This is a genomic window from Actinosynnema sp. NPDC004786 (assembly GCF_053601135.1).
Window position 1 is genome coordinate 25,272 of the sequence record NZ_JBSGBG010000048.1, and the last position, 17,957, is coordinate 43,228.

Annotated in this window: 18 protein-coding genes; 12 read left to right on the forward strand and 6 right to left on the reverse strand. The window is 74.0% G+C overall.

Translation table 11 applies throughout. The features are described 5' to 3' along the window. Window positions 1–54: 54 nt before the first annotated feature. The 4 genes from ACWEFJ_RS32115 (at window position 55) to ACWEFJ_RS32130 (ending at window position 3,172) form a co-directional block, all read left to right on the forward strand. Window positions 55–429 (forward strand): winged helix-turn-helix transcriptional regulator, encoded by a 375-nt coding sequence (locus tag ACWEFJ_RS32115; RefSeq protein WP_378086824.1) that lies wholly within the window; start codon window positions 55–57, stop codon window positions 427–429. A gap of 153 nt (window positions 430–582) precedes the next feature. Beyond that, window positions 583–1,683, forward strand: a complete 1,101-nt coding sequence (locus ACWEFJ_RS32120; RefSeq protein WP_449716038.1) for a gamma-glutamylcyclotransferase — start codon at window positions 583–585, stop codon at window positions 1,681–1,683. A 97-nt stretch (window positions 1,684–1,780) separates the two neighbouring features. After that, window positions 1,781–2,386 carry a DUF4232 domain-containing protein gene (locus tag ACWEFJ_RS32125; protein WP_378086820.1) on the forward strand — a complete coding sequence of 202 codons (606 nt, stop codon included), beginning with the start codon at window positions 1,781–1,783 and terminating at the stop codon, window positions 2,384–2,386. Next, complete coding sequence (locus ACWEFJ_RS32130) at window positions 2,387–3,172, forward strand: alpha/beta fold hydrolase (RefSeq protein WP_449716039.1); 786 nt, start codon at window positions 2,387–2,389, stop codon at window positions 3,170–3,172. It abuts the gene before it with no gap. Window positions 3,173–3,179: 7 nt separating this feature from the next. On the opposite strand, the gene ACWEFJ_RS32135 is transcribed toward ACWEFJ_RS32130, so the two are convergent. Together ACWEFJ_RS32135 and ACWEFJ_RS32140 are read right to left on the reverse strand one after the other, a co-directional pair. Continuing rightward, window positions 3,180–3,923: an SDR family NAD(P)-dependent oxidoreductase gene (locus ACWEFJ_RS32135; RefSeq protein ID WP_449716040.1), complete on the reverse strand. Its 744-nt coding sequence runs from the start codon at window positions 3,921–3,923 to the stop codon at window positions 3,180–3,182. A 94-nt stretch (window positions 3,924–4,017) separates the two neighbouring features. Then, window positions 4,018–4,422: a hypothetical protein gene (locus ACWEFJ_RS32140; RefSeq protein ID WP_378086814.1), complete on the reverse strand. Its 405-nt coding sequence runs from the start codon at window positions 4,420–4,422 to the stop codon at window positions 4,018–4,020. Window positions 4,423–4,641: 219 nt separating this feature from the next. On the opposite strand from ACWEFJ_RS32140, the gene ACWEFJ_RS32145 reads away from it, so the two are divergent. From ACWEFJ_RS32145 to ACWEFJ_RS32165, 5 genes are all read left to right on the forward strand, one after another. After that, window positions 4,642–5,499, forward strand: a complete 858-nt coding sequence (locus tag ACWEFJ_RS32145) for a hypothetical protein (protein WP_449716041.1) — start codon at window positions 4,642–4,644, stop codon at window positions 5,497–5,499. A 137-nt stretch (window positions 5,500–5,636) separates the two neighbouring features. After that, the gene (locus ACWEFJ_RS32150; RefSeq protein ID WP_378086809.1) at window positions 5,637–5,897 is read left to right on the forward strand and encodes a hypothetical protein; all 261 of its coding nucleotides are present in this window, start codon (window positions 5,637–5,639) and stop codon (window positions 5,895–5,897) included. Window position 5,898: 1 nt separating this feature from the next. Continuing rightward, the gene (locus ACWEFJ_RS32155) at window positions 5,899–6,150 is read left to right on the forward strand and encodes a hypothetical protein (protein WP_378086807.1); all 252 of its coding nucleotides are present in this window, start codon (window positions 5,899–5,901) and stop codon (window positions 6,148–6,150) included. A 1-nt stretch (window position 6,151) separates the two neighbouring features. Next, window positions 6,152–8,917, forward strand: coding sequence for an FtsK/SpoIIIE domain-containing protein (locus ACWEFJ_RS32160; RefSeq protein ID WP_449716042.1), 2,766 nt, complete (start codon window positions 6,152–6,154; stop codon window positions 8,915–8,917). After that, window positions 8,914–9,342 (forward strand): hypothetical protein, encoded by a 429-nt coding sequence (locus tag ACWEFJ_RS32165; RefSeq protein ID WP_378086802.1) that lies wholly within the window; start codon window positions 8,914–8,916, stop codon window positions 9,340–9,342. Before ACWEFJ_RS32160 ends, ACWEFJ_RS32165 begins: the two co-directional genes overlap by 4 nt. 54 nt (window positions 9,343–9,396) lie before the next feature. Here the strand turns inward: ACWEFJ_RS32165 and ACWEFJ_RS32170 are convergent, their stop codons facing one another. Then, a complete protein-coding gene (locus tag ACWEFJ_RS32170; protein ID WP_449716043.1) occupies window positions 9,397–11,517 on the reverse strand; it encodes a PIG-L family deacetylase in 2,121 nt (706 codons plus the stop codon). Window positions 11,518–11,642: 125 nt separating this feature from the next. Here ACWEFJ_RS32170 and ACWEFJ_RS32175 point away from each other — a divergent pair, with 125 nt between their 5' ends. From ACWEFJ_RS32175 to erm, 3 genes are all read left to right on the forward strand, one after another. Continuing rightward, window positions 11,643–12,353: a GNAT family N-acetyltransferase gene (locus ACWEFJ_RS32175; RefSeq protein WP_449716044.1), complete on the forward strand. Its 711-nt coding sequence runs from the start codon at window positions 11,643–11,645 to the stop codon at window positions 12,351–12,353. A gap of 41 nt (window positions 12,354–12,394) precedes the next feature. Further along, window positions 12,395–13,402, forward strand: a complete 1,008-nt coding sequence (locus tag ACWEFJ_RS32180; RefSeq protein WP_449716045.1) for an NADP-dependent oxidoreductase — start codon at window positions 12,395–12,397, stop codon at window positions 13,400–13,402. Window positions 13,403–13,598: 196 nt separating this feature from the next. Then, entirely contained in the window at window positions 13,599–14,360 is a 762-nt protein-coding gene (erm, locus tag ACWEFJ_RS32185; protein ID WP_378086793.1) for a 23S ribosomal RNA methyltransferase Erm, read from the forward strand. A gap of 107 nt (window positions 14,361–14,467) precedes the next feature. Here the strand turns inward: erm and ACWEFJ_RS32190 are convergent, their stop codons facing one another. The 3 genes from ACWEFJ_RS32190 to ACWEFJ_RS32200 are packed head-to-tail and all read right to left on the reverse strand — an operon-like array spanning window position 14,468 to window position 17,942. Further along, window positions 14,468–15,085, reverse strand: coding sequence for a hypothetical protein (locus ACWEFJ_RS32190; protein ID WP_449716046.1), 618 nt, complete (start codon window positions 15,083–15,085; stop codon window positions 14,468–14,470). Window positions 15,086–15,118: 33 nt separating this feature from the next. Beyond that, window positions 15,119–16,315, reverse strand: coding sequence for an amidohydrolase (locus ACWEFJ_RS32195; protein ID WP_449716047.1), 1,197 nt, complete (start codon window positions 16,313–16,315; stop codon window positions 15,119–15,121). Then, window positions 16,305–17,942, reverse strand: coding sequence for an FAD-binding oxidoreductase (locus tag ACWEFJ_RS32200; protein ID WP_449716048.1), 1,638 nt, complete (start codon window positions 17,940–17,942; stop codon window positions 16,305–16,307). Before ACWEFJ_RS32200 ends, ACWEFJ_RS32195 begins: the two co-directional genes overlap by 11 nt. Window positions 17,943–17,957 lie beyond the last annotated feature (15 nt).

Here is a 17,957-nt window from a genome sequence, read left to right on the forward strand (position 1 = left end):
TACCCGAACGTCAGGTACTGACGACTCGGAAAGCATCCAGGTACCGTGGCCGCCATGGAGCCGCGAGGTGACGTATACGACCGCAACTGCCCCTCCCGCGTCATCGCGAACCACGCCACCGGCCACTGGGGCAGCCTGGTGCTCGGCAAGCTCCTGGACGGCACGCAGCGGTTCGGCGAGCTGCGCCGGGCGGTGACCGGGGTGAGCGAGAAGATGCTCGCCCAGACGCTCCAGGCGCTGGAGCGGGACGGGTTGGTGCGCCGCGAGGCCCACCCCACCATCCCGCCGCGGGTGGACTACTCGCTCACGCCGCTGGGCACCCATGCGGCGAAGCAGATCCGAAACTTGTTCGGCTGGATCGAGGAGAACCTGCCGAACTTCCGGGCGGCACAGGAGGAGTACGACGCGCGGCGGGCCGAGAACGTGTGACAGGTCACGTTCACACATCCGATGTGAAGCGATCCAGTTCGGCCGAAACACCCGAGACAGCTCCCTCCGGACGCCTCGAAAGCTCGGACCTCTTCCACTCCGTAGAAACCAACAACGGATGAATTCCGAGTGAGGTTTGCCAGAATGGGAGCCATGACGCAGCCGTTCACCGACGATAGTCACCCGGCCGAGCCCTATCCGGGAGCTCGGCCGGGACACTGCTTCGTGCACCTCGACGGCGCCGGGTGGCCGGTCACGCCGGACCCGGGCGCCGACTCCGGGTGGCGGGTCGCGCCCGACGGCGAGGACCTGGACGAGTGGCTGGCCCGGCACGGCGAACCGCCGCTCGCCGGCCGGATGCCGGTGCTGGCGTACGGCTCCAACGCCAACCCCGCCAAGGTGACCTGGCTGCGCGAGGAACTGGGACTGACCGGCCCGGCGGTCGTGCTGCGCGCCCGGTGCGACGGCCTGGCCGCCGTCTGGGCCGCGGGCCTGCGCAAGACCGACGGCCAGCGCCCGGCGACCCTCGCCGCCGCGCCGGGCGTCGAGGAGGAGCACGCGGTGTGGTTCGCCACCGCGGAGCAGCTGCGCGTCCTCGACCGCTGCGAGGGGCGCGGCCTGCGGTACCGGCTCGTGCGCGTGCACACCGGCCGGGTGACGTTGTTCAACGGGGCCGTGGTCGACTCCGTGCTGGCCTACACCGGCGCGGGCACCCGGCGGATGCCGCTGCTGGTCAACGGCAGACCCGTGCGCTGCGCCGACGTGGACCAGCGCGGCGCGCGACGGCTCGGCGGCCGGCCCGCCGACGGCGACGGCCTCGACGTGACCCCGGTGCACGGCGACCCGTCGCCGGACGACTGGCCCGACCGCCTCTTCGTGTACGGCACCCTCCGGCCCGGCTCGACCGCGTGGCCCCTGGTGGCCCCGTTCGTGGTGGGCGCCCCGGAGCCCGCCCGGCTGCCCGGCGCCCTGCACGACACCGGCCGCGGCTACCCCGCGCTGCGCCCCGCGCCCGAGACCTCCGGCCCGAACGCCTCCCGCCACCCCTTCGGCCAGGCCGCCGTGCCGGGGCACGTGCTGCGCCTCGAACGCCCCGAGGAGGCCCTCCCGGCGCTGGACGAGTACGAGGGCGACGAGTACCGCCGCGTGCGCGTGGCGCTGCCGGACGGGCGGATGTGCTGGACCTACCTGTGGACGGCCCCCGTCGCCGGCATGCCGCTGCTGCCGGACGGCTGGGTCGAGAACCGTCAATGATGCCCCCGATCCGGTGAATTCCTCGCCGATCCACCCAACCGACCGGGGCCGGGGTACGTCCTGGGAACAAGGACCCGTTCCGAGCCGGGAGGTGGACATGAGGCGACTCGTGGCGTTCGGCGCCCTGGCGGTCGCGCTCACCGCGTGCGGGAGCCCCCAACAAGCGGCGGACCGGTCGACCCTCGGGGTCGAGCCGCCCGCCTCGACGTCCTCGTCCGCCGAGGCGGCCCCGGTGCCGCCCTCGTCGGTCGCGCCGTCGTCGGGCCAGGCGACCGGCCAGGCGGCCGGCCGCTGCACCGCCGCCGTGCTCGCGGGCGCCGTGGAGCCGACCGACGCGGGCGCGGGCAACCGGTACGGCAAGCTCGTGATCACCAACAACGGCGCGGCCCCGTGCACGGTCAACGGCTACAGCGGCCTGCAACTGCTCGACGCCGCGGGCAACCCGCTGCCGACCGACCTCCAGCGCACCCCCGACCCCGGTCCGTCGCCGGTGACGCTGACGCCCGGGGCCGCCGCGGCGGCGAACCTGCACTGGACCGTCGTGCCGACCGGTGACGAGCCGGTCGACCGGCCGTGCCAGGCCGAGGCGCCGCGGGCCGCGGCCATCCCGCCGGACGAGACCGAGCCGGTGAACCTCCAGTGGGGCCTGGGTCCGGTGTGCGCCGGCGGGAAGATCGAGATCAGCGCGTTCTACGCTGCCTAGGTGATCGAGTCCAACGTCCCCGGCCACGCCGGGGAACTCGCCGTCCGCACCTGGCCCAACCTGGACGCCGACTGGCTCGCCGTCATCGTGCACGGCTACGGCGAGCACAGCGGCCGGTACGCCGACGTGGCCGAGGCCCTGGTGGGCGCGGGCGCGCTCGTCGTCGCGCCCGACCTCGTCGGCCACGGCCGCTCCGAGGGCGAACGCGCGCTGATCACCGACTTCGACGGCGTGCTGGCCGACGTCACCGCCGCGGTCGCCTCGGCCGCGTCCGACCTGCCGACCGTGCTGATCGGGCACGCCGAGGGCGGGCTGGTCGCCGCCCGGTACGCGCAGCTCGACCCGCCGACCGCGCTGGTGCTGTCCGCGCCGGTGCTCGGCACGTGGCAGGGGCTGGACCAGCTCGGCTCGCCGGGGTCCGCGACCGAGCCGTTCGACCCCGCGCTGCTGTCGCGCGACCCCGAGGTCGGCAAGCGGTACGCGGCCGATCCCCTGGTGTGGCACGGGCCGTACCGGCGGGAGACCCTGGAGGCGCTGGAACGTGCGCTCGACCAGGTCAACTACGGGCCCGCGCTGGAGCACCTGCCGACGCTGTGGCTGCACGGCGACGCCGACGAGTGGGTGCCGGCGGCCGACACCCGCACCGGCACCGACCGGTTGCGGGGCCTGCTGTTCGAGGAGCGCCTCTACCCCGGCGCGCGGCACGACGTGTTCCACGAGACCAACTCGGCCGAGGTGGTCGCCGACGTGCTGGCGTTCGCGCGCCGCGTACTGGGGCCGCGCTGAGGGGCGCTCACCAGGGCTGGTCGGTCGGCCGCACCAGGATCTCGTTGACCGACACGTGGTCCGGCTGCGTCACGGCGTAGCGCACCGCGGCGGCCACGTCCTCCGCCTGGAGCTGCCGCATCGCCCGTGCCCGCGCGGTGATGTCCTCCTTGGCCGCCTGGTTCGTGATGTGCTCGCGCAGCTCGGTCTCCACGACACCGGGCTCGACCACGACGACCCGCACCCCGCGCTGGGTCACCTCCTGGCGCAGGGCCTCGCTGAACGCGTTGACGCCGAACTTGGTGGCGTTGTAAACCGCCGTGCCGGCGCGGGCGACGCGGCCGGCCGTGGACGACACCTGCACCACCGAACCCTTGCGCGCCACCAGGTGCGGCAGGGCGGCGTGGGTGAGGAACAGGACGCCCAGGAGGTTCGTCGACACCATCCTGGTCCAGTCGGTGGTGTCCGCGCCCTCCACCGGGCCGAGCAGCATCACGCCCGCGTTGTTGACCAGGACGTCCAACCCGCCGAACACCTCGACGGTGCGCGCCACCGCGTCCCGGCACGCGGCCTCGTCCGTGACGTCCAGCGCGATCGACAGCACCCGCGCGCCGTCGCCCGCGAGCCGTTCTTCCAGTGCGCGCAACCGTTCCACGCGCCGCGCGGCGATCACCACGGCCGCGCCCTCGCGCGCCAGCGCGACGGCGGTCGCCTCCCCGATGCCCGACGACGCGCCGGTGACCAGCGCGACCTTGTCCCGCAAGTTCGTCATGGGACCACCCAACACGCCGGAGCGCGCTCCAGGTCAAGCCGCGGACATGAACGGGTGGGGCGGCACGCGGCGCGCCGCCCCACCCCGTCAGTGATCAGTCGTCGTAGTGGTCTTCGTCGTCGTAGTCGTCGTCGCCGTCGTAGTCGTCATCGTCGTAGTAGTCCGGGGCGTCGGCGGTGGCCGAGGTGTCGCCCGTCCACGCGCCATCGGGGCCGGACCAGCTGTAGTTGTCGAAGTAACCCGCGTGGCCGTCGTACACCCAGGACACGACCAGGAACGACCCGGCGCCATCCTCACCGGCGAGCTGGTACTGCTCGTAGTAGTAGGAGTTGCCGTAGTCGTCGGCACCCGCAGCCTGGTCGTAGACACTGGCGCCCTGCGATGTGGCGGCCACGTCGGACTGGTCGAACTCGACGTCGGCCGACGCGATGCCCGCGGCACCGATGATGATCGGGAGCGAAAGCGCGCCCGCCGCGACCAGTCGGATGATGCTGCGCATGGTGGAACCTCCTTGGTGTCGTTGGCCATGCGCTCACATCGTTACCTCGCACGGCGGCGCGTCGGAGGTCGCCGACCGCATCGTGTGAACGAAGGTTGAAGTGGCGAAAACGGCCTGATCAGCGGACATCACGAGGGGTGGGCGCAAGTCCCTGCTTATGGGTGACATCAGTGGCACCCTCACGCGCAACAGGCGTGTCGTGGACAATTCGTTCCCGAGATGGTGGTAGAGGACCTTGAGCTGCTGATCACCGCGGTGGTGGCGGCCGACGACGAGCAGCAGGCGCGCGCCGCCTGCGCCGCACTGCTGCGCCGGGTCGGCGGGCGGGTCGTGCGCGCCTTCGACTGCTCCGACGAGGAACCCGGCTGCTGGTCGGTCACGATCAGCCGGGTCAGCGGCGAGCGGGCGTCGGGCAACGTGGCCGGCGCGCTGGCGCGGGCGGTGCGCGCGTTCGTGCGGCAGCTCGGCGACGAGTTCCCCACCCCGCGGGTGGCGTGCGAGCCGCCGACCGCGTGGACCGTGCTGGAGGACCCCGCGCTGCTCGACCCCCTGGTGCCGGGCGCGGAGCGGCTGCTGGTCGAGGCGTGGGCGGGCGGCGACCCCTCGCAGCAGCACCACACCCGGGAGGCCGGCGCGCCCGACGCCGGGCGGGACCGCGAGCCGCAGGGCCGTTCGACGGACACGCCCGCGCCCGAACGGGTGATCACCGCCGACTCTGCGTCGGAGACCCGGCTGTCGTTGCGCGTCGACGTGGCCACGGACCGGTCCGCGAGCGCCGAGTGGCAAGCGCGGGCGGTAGCGAGCCGGGTCGCGCGCAGTGGCAAGATCACCCGGGTGGCTCCGCACGGGCACCTACTGAGCGTGCACATGGATCTCGGTTCGAGCGTCAGTTCGCCCACGGTCGCGCTACACGACGCGGTGGCGTCGCTGGGCCGTTCGGGGTGGTCGCCGGTCGAGTGGTCCGGCGCGTCCGGGTCGATCCGCTGGTCGGCGGCGCCGGCGCCGGCGGCGGGCATCGCCGCGATGGAACTCACCGCGACACCGGCCTCGGCATTCGTGTGGACGGTGCCCGACTGAGATCGTTCGCGCTGCCCCGATCGAGTGGTTTTCACATCCCACCCGGTCAGCCGATCTTGCTTGTGAATCGTGAAACTTTAGGTACTACTTTCAACTATAGGAACCCAGGCAGTCCGCAGGAGGGGTCGGGAGCCGACATGGCCAGCATCGAAGAGGTCCGCAACGCGATCGCTCAGGCCGTCGAGAAGGCGGGCCAGAGCGTCAACGCCCTGCAACAGGCCGCCGACCTGGCCGAGGACGCGCAAGCCCTGCTCAGCACGGCCACCCAGGGCAGCGTCCAGGCCGACGTCGAGCAGGCGAACGCGCGGTTCGCCGAGGTCGTCAGCGGCGTGTCCGACCTGCAGAAGCACCTCGGCGCGGGGATCTCCCAGGCCGAGAGCATCAACTCCAGGCTGTGACGTGACGTCGGTAGGCGAGGTCAGGCTCGCGCTGGAACAGAGCTGCGAGCTGCTCCGGGACGCCTACCGCAGCGTCCGCGAGGCCCAGCACGCGTTGGACGAGGCGGTCGACATCCTGCTGGAGGCGGGCGCCGACCACCACGAGTCCCTGGTGCCGGCCGGGTTCGCGGCGGCGGGCGAGAAGTTCGCCGCCGAGCTGGAGCTGATCGTGGGCAGCCTGGAACTGGTCCAACGCCTAGCCGTGGAGCTGTGACGTGAGCAGGCGTGACGAGCGCCGCAGGAGGATCGAGACCTCCTTCGCGGAGTTCCGCAGGGCGGTCGCCGCCGCGCTCGGCAACGCCGCGCGCGAGCACCGCCTGCTGGCCGACGAGCGCGCCCGCGACATGTTCGAGGTGATGCTGCGCGGCGACGGCGTCGACCGGGCGCTGGAGGACCCGCTGCTGGCCAAGGCGCTGGCCAACCCGCTGTTCACGCAGCAGGTCGCGCAGGCGATGGTCGACCGGGTCGAGGCGTTCCGCGAGTGGTCCGAACGCGGGCCGGACCAGTTGACCGCGCTGGTGAACGCGGCGGCCGAAGGCCCGGCGTCGTGGCCGCCCGAGGCGTGGCTCGGCACGCCCGGCACGGCCGACGGCGAGGGCGTGCCCGAGCTGTGGCGCATCGGCACCGGCGTGGTGCGCGGCGCGCCGGAGCCGCGCCGGTTCCCGGTGGCGGTGCCGCTGCTCGACCACTCGCACCTGCACGTCTCCTCCGTGCACGAGAGCCGCGCGACCGCCGAGGCGCTGGTGGAGAACCTGCTGCTGCGGGTGCTGAGCCACTTCCAGCCCGGCCTGGTGCACGTCCACGTGTGGGACGTCGGCCAGCTCACCGGCGCGCTGCCCGGCCTGTACCCGCTGACCCGCGCGGGCCTGCTGACCGTGCACGACCCGGCGCGGCTGCACGAGCTGCTGGACGAGCTGTCCGACCACATCCGGCGCGTGCACACCGGCGTGCTGACCGAGGGCCACCAGTCGGTCCGGGCGGCGGGCGGGCGGCGCACCGAGCCGTGGCGGGTGGCGGTGCTGTTCGGCAACCGGCAGCCGTTGAAGGAGGACCAGCAGCAGCAGTTGCAACGCGTGGCGCGCAACGGGTTGGCGGCCGGGATCCAGCTGGTGATCGTGGACATCCCGGTCACGGTCAACTCGCCGATCGAGACCGTGACCGTCGCCGCCGACCAGTCCGCGACCTGCACGATGACCGGCCGGCACGTCACCGTCGCGCTCGACCCGCCGCTGCCCCGCGCGCAGGTGCCCCGCGCGTGCGCGGCGATCGCGGACAAGCGCGAGGAGCGCCGCAACCGGCTCAGCACCTTCGCCGACCTGCTGCCGGAGCGGTTCTGGGCGGAGGACTCCTCGGCGGGCGTCCTGGCCCCGGTCGGGTTCCTGGAGGGCGAGCCGGTGCACGTGGGGCTGGGCGACACGTCGCCGCACGCGCTGATCGGCGGTCCCAGCGGCTCGGGCAAGACGAACTTCCTCTACGCCATGCTCGGCAGCCTCGCCGCCCGGTACGCGCCGGACGAGCTGGAGCTGTACCTGCTGGACTTCAAGGAGGGCGTGTCGTTCGCGCAGTTCGCGCCGGGCCGCAAGGACCCGACGTGGCTGCCGCACGCCCGGCTGGTCGGGGTGAACGTCAACACCGACCGCGAGTTCGGCGTGGCGCTGCTCGCGTTCCTGGCCGACGAGATGCGCCGGCGGGCGGACGCGGCCAAGCGGCACGAGGTCACCAAGCTGGAGCAGCTGCGCGAGGAGGACCCGCACGGGCACTGGCCGCGGATCGTGGCGGTGATCGACGAGTTCCAGTACCTGTTCGGCGAACGCGACCAGGTCACCGCGCAGGCCACCCAGCTGCTGGAGGACGTGGCGCGGCGCGGCCGGTCGCAGGGCATCCACCTGGTGCTGTCGAGCCAGGACGTGTCCGGCATCGAGGGCTTCTGGGGCAAGTCGGCGATCTTCGAGCAGTTCACCGTGCGGATCGCGCTGCCGAAGGCGCGGCGGGTGCTGGCCGAGCCGCAGAACGACGCCGCGGTGGAGCTGCCGCGCTGGCACGCGGTGGTGAACCACGAGTCGGGCGTGCGGCCGGGCAACGAGGTCGCGCGCATCCCCGACGCCACCGCGAAGGGCACGTTCGACGTGCTCCAGGCCGAGCTGCACCGGCTGCGCCCGCCGGACCTGGCCGAGCCGATCCTGTTCGACGGCAGCAAGGTGCCCGTGCTGCGGGCGCTGCCGGACTTCCGGGCGCTGCGGCCGGTCGACGGCGGCGCGCCCACCGTGCTGCTGGGCCAGGTGATCGACGTGGCGGGCAGCGCGGCCAAGGTGCGCTTCGCCCGCACGCCGGGCCGCAACATCGCGGTGCTGGGCTCGCTGGCCGACGACGCGGCGGGCGTGCTGGGCGGCGCGGCGCTGTCGCTGGCCCGCCAGCACGAGCCGGGCGACGCCCGGTTCACCCTGGCGTGCCTGGCCGAGGACGCCTGGCCGCACGCGCAGCGGCTGGCCAAGCGGCTGGAGGACGCGGGCCACTCGGTGGACGTGCTGGGCCTGGACGGCGTGCAGGCGCTGCTGGAGGGCACGGCGGGCGGCATCACCGCGAGCATGACCGGCGGGACGGGCGCGCCGCCGCAACCCCACTACTTGGTGGTTTACGCGGTGGACGCGGCGCACACCCTCCTGGAGGCGAAGAACCCGACGACACGGGTCTCCGGGCTGGACCACCTGCGGACCGTGCTCAAGCACGGGCCGGAGAACCGCACCCACGTGCTGGGCTGGTGGCGTGGCGCGCAGCGGCTGAAGAACAGCCTGCCGCCGGGCGTCTACGACGACATCGGCGCGTGGATCGCGTTCGACATCCAGGGCAAGGAGCTGCTGTCGTTCGGACCGGAGCAGGTGATCGCGTGGTCGCCCCGACCGCGGCGGGGCCTGTTCTTCGACCGGTTCGAGCACTCGCGGCCGCAGGTCGTCATCCCGTTCGACCCCGGGGAGGAACCATGACCACCCACGCCTCAGTGGTGCCCGCGCAGCGCGCCGGCGGGCACGGCGCGCCGGAGGTCGAGGCGGTCTCGGCGATCGAGCGGTACCGGGAGGTCGTCGCGCTGGCCGGCGAGTCGGTGGAGCGGATGCGCGCGGCCGACCGGGCCAGGGTGCGGGTGCTGCTGGAGCGGCTGGCCGCCTCGCAGGACCGGATGGCCGAGGTCATCGACCAGGAGAAGCTGGTCAAGCAGGTCGTCGCGGAGCACTGGGAGGCCGTGGTCGGGCTGCTGTGGGACGAGCGGTGGTTCACCATGACCACGGTGCCTGCGCCGGACGAGTCCGTGCCGCCGCGCGACCAGAGCGAGTACAACACCGCGCTGGACCTCGCGTTCCGCGCGTTGGAGGAGTCGCTGCAGAAGCGCGCCCTGTTCCGCAAGGGGGCCTGAACGCCGGGGTGGGGCGGGCCTTGCGGTCCGCCCCACCCCTGTCGCCGTCCTCGACTACGGCGACGCCAGCGTCTGCCACGGCCCGAACGAGGCGGCCCCGCTCGCGGCCGTCTGCACGCGGAACGCCACGCCGCCGCTGTCGGTCAACGTGAACACGTGGACCCGGCCGGACCCGTCCGGCACGGCGGAGGGCTGGCCGACGACGAACCCGCCCAGGTCCGACCACTGGGGGTTGAACCCCATGCCGGCCCCGTACTGCTTCGTCGTGCTGACCCCGCCGCCGTTGTTGGTGGTGAACACCATGATCCGGGCGTCGGTCGTGCCCGTGCCGGGCGCGTCGGACACGGCGGGCGGGCCGAGCACGCCCTGACCGGAGATCGACTCCAGCGTCCCGGTCCAACTCCCGTCGGGGTTCTGCCAGGTGTGGCCGACCTGCCCGGCCCGGTCACCGCCGTTGTTGGTCGCCAGCGGGTAGAACACCTCCTGGCGGCCGTCGCGGTCGTGGCCCACGGACGGCGGCCCGGCCGGTTCGAAGCCCGTCAACGGCGCCGGCTTCAGCGTGAACGGCGGGATGGTGTTGTTCGCGTCCGGCGGCGTCGCGAACCAGTGCAGGATCCGTCCGACCTGGTCCGTCCCGACCGCGTACCCGAACACGTCGGTGCCGCCCGAGCGGTCCAGCCCGACCGCGAGCCCGTCCTGGAGCCCCGCGCCGCCCGCGTCCTGCCACTGGGGCTCGAACCCGTCCTCCGGGTTCGTCTGCGCCTTCACGCTGAGGCCGCCGCCGCCGTTCTTGACGAACACCCGGATGCGACCGTCCGACGTCCGCGCCGCCACCGGCGTGCCCACCTGGGCGGCGAAGTCGGTGCCCGCGTTCGGGTTGCCGAGCGTGTCCCACCCGACGAGGTCGCCGTTGATGACGTTCTGCCACATCGTGACGATCTCGTGCGTGTCGAGGCGTCGCGCGAAGAGCTGGAGCCGCCCGCCCGCGTTCGCCGCCACCGAGATCCCCGGCGCGAGCGGACCCGGCGGTTGGTGGACCTGCGGCCCCTTCCAGGTCTGCTCCACGTCGTCGCGCCACCAGGTGACGAGCTTGCCGTTCTGCACGGCGAACACCTGCGGCCGGCCGTCCTGGTTCACGCCGGCCCACGTGGTGCCGGTGGTGTAGCGGTGGAACATCCGCGAGTTCCAGCTGGTGTACGGCGGGTCGGCCGACGTGTTGCGGTCCCACTGGTCGTACGCGGCGAACGTCGCGGCCTTGTCCGCGCGCTTGCCCGCGCCGAGGTTCACCTGCATGTTCCCGATGTTGTAGTTGCGGTAGGGCGCCAGCCGCACCACGGCGCGCCCGCTCGGCCCGGCGTAGATCCGCGCCGCCTCGGCCGCGAACCGGGCGCCGATCACGTGGTCGCTGTGGTCGTGCAGCTTGGCGGGATCCTCGTACCGGAGGTCCGCTTCCGGGTCCTGCGTGCGGATCACGGTCGGTCGCAGCCACTCCAGCAGGTGCCACAGCACCTCCACGGTGACGGCGCGGTCCGGGTACCAACTGCGGATGTCGTCCGGCCAGAGCGCGGTGCCGCTGGGCACGATCGTGCGCGCCCCGCGCTCGTCGAACCAGAGGTGGTACAGGCTCGCGCCGGCCAGGTCGGGGTCGTACTGCGCGCCCTCGTGGGGCACCATGACGTCGGGGCTGGTGTTCGCGTGCTCCGGCAGGTTCAGGAACAGCAGCCTCAGGGCGGGGCGGTTGACCAGCGTGTGCACCTCGACGTCGACCGTCAGGTCGCCCAGGTCGACCGTCCGGATCTCCTCGCTCCACTGGTCGGCGACGCCGGCCATCTGCGCGTACGCGGCCCGCGCCCCGAGTTGGCGGCACCGCGCGTAGTCCTCGCGGTCGATCGGGCCGGCGCCCCGGCAGTGCGCGAGCGACGGGTTCCCCCGCTGCCCGGGCCCCACTTCGTACGTGTTCTCGCCGGCGGTGAGGAAGATCGTGGTGTTCGGCCGGTTCGCGGTGATCGAGTTCGCGAGGTCCGGGTTCATGAACAGGATGTCGTCGTCCTGGTGGGCGACGATGTTGACGTACGACACGGCGGGTGGTGCGGCGTTCGCGGTCGTCGGCAGCAGCACCGACAAGATCACCGCGAGCACCGTCGTCACCGCGCCGACACGGCGCGTTGTGCGCAAGTTCAGCTCCCCTCGTCAGCCTCGCGGCCGACGTTAGGGAGCGAAACTCACAAAACGACCACACACCGCCGCGACGTCGGGAGCCCCGCGCGGCGACCGCCCCGGAGTGGGTGATGATGCCGGTCGTGCGCGCCCTGTCCTCCCCCGCCGACGTCGCCGCCGCCTGCCCCGACTCCCTGGTGAGGTGGGCGGCGCAGGCGTTGCTGCCCGGTCGCGGCGGCGCGGCGTGGGCGCACGGGGACGCGGTGGGCGTGCGGGCGCCGGCGTTGAACCGCTTCGACCGGCTGGTGCTCGCCGGGCCGGCGGCGGACGTGGCGGCGCTGCTGCGGGCGCACGCGCGGCCGGGCCTCCGACCGCTGGTCACCGCCGCCGTGGCCGAGGAGCTGGACTGGCCCGCGCACGCCACGTTCGGGTGGATGGAGCGCACCGGGTCCCTGACCGCCCACGCCGGCCCGCGGTGGCTGGCGGAGGACGAGTGGGACGACGTGGCCGCGCTGCTGCGCAAGGCCAGTCCGAACTCGTACGTGTGGCCGCGCGAGCCGGGGCCGTCGCGGTGGGCGGGGGTCTTCGCGGACGGCGTGCCGGTGTCGGTGGCCGCCGACGCGTGGTCCGCGCCGGGGGTCGGGTTCCTCGCGGGCGTGGCCACCCACCCCGACCACCGAGGCCGGTCGCTCTCGACCGCCGTGTGCTCGTTCGTCGCCGCCGCGCTGCTCGCCGAGCACGGCACGTGCGCGTTGATGGTCGACCCGGCCAACCCGGCCGCCGTGGCGGTCTACCGGCGGCTCGGGTTCGGCTACCGGAGCGTGACCGCACTGCGGGACTCAGCTCACACCTGAACGGCGGAACAGCGCTCCGCCGCGGCGGTGTTGCACGCGGTATGACGCTGCCTGACAACGCGCGCGAGATCCGCCTGGCCTCCCGTCCCGAGGGCTTCCCCACGCCGGGGAACTTCGACCTGGTCGAGGTGCCCGTGCCCGCGATCGGAGCCGGACAACTGCTGGTCCGCAACGTCGTGATGAGCGTGGACCCGTACATGCGGGGCCGGATGAACGAGGGCAAGTCGTACACGCCGCCGTTCGAGCTGGGCAAGGCCCTCGACGGCGGCGCGGTGGGCGAGGTCGTGGCCTCCGAGGCGGACGGGTTCGCGGTCGGCGACACCGTGCTGCACGGGCTCGGCTGGCGCGACTACGCGGCGGTGGACGCGTCCACCGCGGTGAAGGTGGACCCCGAGGTGGCGCCGCCGGGCGCGTACCTGGGCGTGCTCGGCATGCCGGGCATGACGGCCTACGCGGGCCTGCTGGAGATCGCCGCGTTCCGGGAGGGCGACGTGGTGTTCGTCTCCGGCGCGGCGGGCGCGGTCGGGCAGGTCGCGGGCCAGGTGGCCCGGCTGCGCGGCGCGAAGCGGGTGATCGGCAGCGCCGGCAGCGCGGACAAGGTGAAGTACCTGGTGGAGGAGCTGGGCTTCGACGCGGCGTTCAACTACAAGGACGGCCCCGTCGCCGAGCTGCTCGCGCAGGCCGCGCCGGACGGCATCGACGTGTACTTCGACAACGTCGGCGGCGAGCACCTGGAGGCCGCGATCGACGCGTTCACGATGCACGGCCGGGCGGCGTTGTGCGGCTCGATCTCGAACTACAACACCACGTCGCCGACCGGTGTGCGCAACCTCGGCCTCGCCGTGGGCAAGCGGCTGTCGCTGCGCGGGTTCATCGTCGGGGACCACGAGCACCTGCGCGCGGACTTCGTGCGCGAGGTCGGCGGGTGGATCGCCGAGGGGAAGCTGCGCTACCAGGAGACCGTGACGGAGGGGTTGGAGCGCGCGCCGGAGGCGTTCATCGGCATGCTGCGCGGGGAGAACACCGGGAAGGCCCTGGTGACCCTGTAGGTCCCGGATATTCGTTGTGGGGCACGGCCGGCGATGCGCTAGCGTCGCCGGCATGTGCGCTATCGCAGTGACCCGGTTGCGCCGCGTCTAGCGGCGGGTCATCCCACGTGGTCGCTCCGCCGCTCCAGCGAGTCCTCGCCGGGCGGTCGTCTTCGCGCTGCCCGGTTCGCCTCCCAGCAGCCGCGGAGCCCCAGCAGTGCGCACGCACCACGACGGCCGGCACGAGAACGGCCAGAACTTCCTCGTCGACCGCGCGGTCATCGCGACCGTGGTCGACCTCGTCGCCCCCACCCGCGGGCCGATCCTGGAGATCGGGCCCGGCTCGGGCGCGCTGACCCTGCCGCTGGCGGCGCTCGGCCGCCCGCTGACCGCGGTCGAGATCGACCCCGACCGCGTGCGCGAGCTGCGCCGACGGGTCGGGCCCGGCACGTCGGTCGTGCACGCGGACTTCCTGCGCCACCGGCTCCCGACCGGGCCGTACGTGCTGGTGGGCAACCTGCCGTTCCACCTGACCACGGCGGTGCTGCGGCGCGTCCTGCACGCCGGTCACTGGACGGACGCCGTGCTGCTGGTCCAGTGGGAGGTCGCCCGCCGCCGCGCCGGGGTCGGCGGGGCGACGATGATGACGGCCCAGTGGTGGCCCTGGTACTCGTTCGAGCTGGTCCGCCGGGTGCCGGCGGCGGCGTTCCGGCCCCGGCCGGCCGTGGACGGCGGCCTGCTGACCGCGACCCGCCGCCCGACCCCGCTGGTGGACGCCCGCGACCGGCGCCGGTACCAGGCGTTCGTGCACGGGGTCTTCACCGGCCGGGGGCGCGGCGTGCCGGCGATCGTGCGCGCCGCCCACCCGTGGGCACGGACGGCGGCGTGGGCCCGCCGGCACGGCGTCACCGACGGCACCCTGCCGCGCGACCTGACGGCCGCGCAGTGGGCCGACCTGTTCGCCTCGTGCGCCCGCTAGGCCGGGCTCGGCGGGGATCCCCCGGACCGCGACCGGAGCGGGCCTCGCGGGTCGCGCGGGGCCGGCGAAGGGTCCCGACCTCGACCGGGGTCTCGCGGACGGGCAGGTCAGGCGTGCCGGGCGAACAGCCGCCGGACCTCGGCCAGAGCGGCCTCGCGGTCGGCCGCGTCCTCGTACCAGCCGTGCTCGACCCGGTTCGCGACCACCGACTCGGGGGTGAACTCCCGGCCGAACAGGTAGGGGTCGAGGCAGTAGCCGAAGCCGGACTCGCCCATCGCGTCCACGCCCTCGCGCTCGCAGTACGCCGTGAAGCCCTCGGCGGGCTCCCAGCGCGTGCCGTCGAACCAGAACACGCCGCCGGCGTAGTGGATGGTCCGCCCGGTCGCCTCGTCCACCAGGTTGAGCGACTCGTAGTTCTCCGGCCGGTCGCGCACCAGCCGCACGAGGTCTTCGGGCACCCCGTCGTAGAACGACTCCTGGAGCGCGTAATCGCCCTCGGCGTACAGGTTCAACTCCGACTCGTGGTCGAAGGTCAGCAGCAGCGCGCGACCGTCCGGGGTGAAGTACCAGACGGCCGACTGCCCGCCGCCGTCGTTCCACGCCTGCCGCTCCGCGTCGTCCACCGCCATCGGCGCCACCTCGGCCAGCTCGCCGACGATCGCGGCGCGCCGCCGCACCTCGGCCAACGGCGTCGTCCGGAGGGCGTCCCACAGGTCCACGTCCATGGCGCGCACGCTACCGGCGACCACCGACGGAACTCAGACCACTTCGCCGTCCGCGGCCACGACGCGGCCCTCGTGCACGACGAGCGTGCGCGGCGCGCGGTCCATCACGGCGGCGGTCACCGTGTCGCCCGGCACGACGACCAGGTCGGCGGGCGCGCGCTCGATCAGGCCCAGGGACCGCCCCATGACGGCCGCGCCGCCGCGGGTGGCGACGTCCACGCACATCTCGACCAGCTCGTCGCGCCGGAAACCGTTGCGGTAGGCCAACTGCCACGTCCGGTCGAGCATGTCGCCGTTGCCGTAGGGCGACCAGTAGTCGCGGATCCCGTCCTGCCCCAGCCCGACCCGGACCCCCGCCCACCGCAACTGCCGCAGCGGCAACGGCTCCCGCACGCCCGGCGCGACCGTGGTCACCGCGACGTCGTGCTCGGCCAGCAGCTCCACCAGGTCCCGCTGCCGTTCGCCATCCACAGTGGACAAAGCGAAGGCGTGGCTGATGGTCACCTGGCCCTGCATCCCCAGCGCGTTCACGCGTTCGCAGATCAGTTCCACCTGGAACGCGCCGAGCGTGCCGGCGTCGTGCAGGTGCACGTCCACCCCGCGCTGGTGCTTCTCCGCCAACCCGAACACGACGTCGAGGTGCCGCACGGGATCGCGGTCGTAGCCCGCCGGGTCGAGCCCGCCGACCAGGTCCGCGCCCGCGCGCAGCGCCGCGTCCAGGAGGTCGGCGGTGCCCTTCTCGCGCAGGATGCCGCACTGCGGGAACGCCACCACCTCCACGTGCGCCCGCCCGGCGTGCTCCTCGCGCGCCGCGAGCACGCCTTCGAGCTTGTCCAGCCCCGAGTCCACGTCCACCTGCGCGTGGCTGCGCACGTGCGTCGCGCCGCACGCGATCGTCCGGCCCAGCGTGTGCGTGGCGCGCCACGCGACGGACGCCTCCGCCGACCGCCAGTTGCGCCGGTCGTTGTCGATCAGCTCGGCCAGCCCCTCGCCCGCGCTGTGCGGGCGGAACGGCAGGCCGAGCCGGGTGGAGTCGAGGTGCGCGTGCGCGTCGGTGAACGCGGGCAGCAGCACGCCGCCCCGGCCGTCCACGACCGGCACGGCGGGCGGCGGGTCGAGGTCCGGCGCGAGCGCGGCGACGCGGCCGTCCTCGCAGAGCACGTCGACCAGGGGTGCGCCGGGGGCGTTCGGCCACGGCCGCACGGAACGGATCAGCAGGTCACCGGTCACCAGGCGACGCTAGCCCCGCCGGGTGGAAGTCGCCAGCGATGAGCTTGCCCGGGTTGAGCACGCCGGTCGGGTCCAGCGCCCGCTTCACCGCGGCCAGCACGCCGACGCCGAGCGCGCCGACCTCGGCCTCCAGGTACGGCGCGTGGTCGGAGCCCACCGCGTGGTGGTGGCTGATCGTGCCGAGCCCGGCGATGGCCTCGCTCGCGGCGGCCTTGGCGACCTGCCACTGGCCGATCGGGTCGGCGGCGTCCCGGGCCGCCAGCACGGTGAAGTACAGCGACGCGCCGGTCTCGTAGACGTGCGAGACGTGGCACATGACCACGCACCGGCCGAGCGCGTCGACCAGGGCGTCGCGCACCGCGGCGCGCAGCTCGGCGAGCTTCGACCAGTGCGTGGCGGTCTCCAGCGTCTCCACGCACACGCCGACCTCCATCAGCGCGTCCCGCTGGCGCGGTCCGCGGAACCGGCCGTGCCGCCACGCCTCGCCGAGCGCCCGGCCCAGCGGCACCAGCTCCGCGCCGCGCAGGGTCTCCGCGCGCCTGCGCCGGACCTCCGCCTCGGACGCGCCGTGCCAGCCGAGCACCAGCAGGCACGGCCGCCGCACGCCCCGCGCCCGCAGGTACGCCTTGAGCGCGCCGATCTTCCAGCCGCCCGCCAGGGCGAGCGACACGTCGGTCTCGTCCACATCGGACAGTCGCGTCACGTCGGCGGCCACGCGCCGCTGCGCCATCGCGCGCACCGCGGTCGTGCCGCGGCCCCAGCCGTCGACCACGAATCCCTCGTACCGCTCGACCGCCGGCCGCGGCCGCACGCGCAGCGCGACCTCGGTGATGACGCCGAACGCCCCCTCGCTGCCCACCACGAGCCGCCTGAGGTCCGGGCCGGCGGCGGACGCGGGCGCGCCGCCCAACCGCCACTCGCCCACCGGCGTGGCCAGCCGCACGCCCTCCACCATGTCCTCGAACCGGCCGTACCCGGTGGACGCCTGCCCGGCTGAGCGGGTCGCGGCGAACCCGCCGATGGTGGCGCGCTCGTAGGACTGCGGCACGTGCCCGAGGGTCAGGCCGTGCGCGGCGAGCAGCCGGTCGGCCTTGGGCGCGGTCAGGCCGGCCTGGAGCACGGCCACCCGGGACACCGGGTCCACCTCCACCAGCCGGTCCAGCCGGGCCAGGTCGAGCGCGACCACCGCCGCCTTGTCGCCGCGGTCCGCGGTCACCCCGCCGACCACGGACGTGCCGCCGCCGAACGGCACCACGGCCACGTCGTGCTCGACGCACGCCTCCAGCACCGCCACGACCTGCTCGGGCGACGCGGGCAGCACCACCGCGTCGGGCACGGCGAGGTCGCCGTCACCGCGCTGCCGCAACAGGTCCACATAGGACAGACCGCCCGCGCGCCCGAGCCGGGAGTCGCGGTCCACGCGGACGTGGCCGGGGCCGACGACGGCGGCGAGCGCGGCGCGGGCGGCGTCGTCCAGCGCCGAGGGCGGCACGTGCGGGGCGCGGGCCGGGGTGCGGACGTCGCCCAGCCCCGTGCGGTCGCGCAGCAGCTTGACCGCGTGCGGCGGCAGCGGGGCCGCGGTGGGCGTCCAGCGCCCCCGGAGGGTGTGGTCGATGTGCTCGGTCACCGGTACAGTGTGACA

Coding starts and splice junctions, on each gene's coding strand:
- ACWEFJ_RS32120 (WP_449716038.1), top strand. CDS start 583: ATGACGCAGCCGTTCACCGACGATAGTCACCCGGCCGAGCCCTATCCG.
- ACWEFJ_RS32180 (WP_449716045.1), top strand. CDS start 12,395: ATGACGCTGCCTGACAACGCGCGCGAGATCCGCCTGGCCTCCCGTCCC.
- ACWEFJ_RS32165 (WP_378086802.1), top strand. CDS start 8,914: ATGACCACCCACGCCTCAGTGGTGCCCGCGCAGCGCGCCGGCGGGCAC.
- ACWEFJ_RS32125 (WP_378086820.1), top strand. CDS start 1,781: ATGAGGCGACTCGTGGCGTTCGGCGCCCTGGCGGTCGCGCTCACCGCG.
- ACWEFJ_RS32190 (WP_449716046.1), bottom strand. CDS start 15,085: ATGGACGTGGACCTGTGGGACGCCCTCCGGACGACGCCGTTGGCCGAG.
- ACWEFJ_RS32150 (WP_378086809.1), top strand. CDS start 5,637: ATGGCCAGCATCGAAGAGGTCCGCAACGCGATCGCTCAGGCCGTCGAG.
- ACWEFJ_RS32145 (WP_449716041.1), top strand. CDS start 4,642: ATGGTGGTAGAGGACCTTGAGCTGCTGATCACCGCGGTGGTGGCGGCC.
- ACWEFJ_RS32135 (WP_449716040.1), bottom strand. CDS start 3,923: ATGACGAACTTGCGGGACAAGGTCGCGCTGGTCACCGGCGCGTCGTCG.
- ACWEFJ_RS32140 (WP_378086814.1), bottom strand. CDS start 4,422: ATGCGCAGCATCATCCGACTGGTCGCGGCGGGCGCGCTTTCGCTCCCG.
- ACWEFJ_RS32115 (WP_378086824.1), top strand. CDS start 55: ATGGAGCCGCGAGGTGACGTATACGACCGCAACTGCCCCTCCCGCGTC.